Genomic DNA, 456 nt, shown 5'->3' with positions numbered 1-456 from the left:
GGTATTTCAAAGGAAGTTAAGAAAATAAGGTGATTCTTTCCTTATCTTTGAAATCAATGGAATAATACTTTCAATAGTAGGGCTGGTTACCTTTATTACTTCAATGCATAGGGAAAACAAAGGCATAAAATTAAGATCCACGGGGTTGTGACTAGAAAAGAGAAGATTGTTACATTGGGGTTTAAATCGTATGATGGAAGTGTAATTATATAAAAATTTACTTACATAAAGAAAGAGCGGAAAGGGGATAGGGTTATGAAGAAAAAGTTACCTATAGCTATATTATTAGTTGCTGGCATAATTATGGTGATATGGTTTAGAAGGCCCATAGATATGATGAATATAGACCCTAATGAAGTTATGGAGATTTCTATATTTGATGGGAATACCAAAAATTCCATGAAAACTTTTGATAAGGAAGATATCACTTATGTTATAGAGAATTTAAACAAGATA

Annotated in this window: 1 protein-coding gene; it reads left to right on the top strand. The window is 30.9% G+C overall.

The features are described 5' to 3' along the window. Positions 1 to 255: 255 nt before the first annotated feature. Positions 256 to 456 (top strand): hypothetical protein (locus tag RCF13_RS06660; protein ID WP_308140976.1); only part of this gene is annotated, 201 nt, incomplete at its 3' end.

The organism is Stenotrophomonas maltophilia group sp. RNC7, from assembly GCF_030910085.1.
Lineage (GTDB): Bacteria > Pseudomonadota > Gammaproteobacteria > Xanthomonadales > Xanthomonadaceae > Stenotrophomonas > Stenotrophomonas sepilia.
Note: the sequence above shows the minus strand (reverse complement) of the source record. Positions and strands in the feature narration are given on the sequence as shown.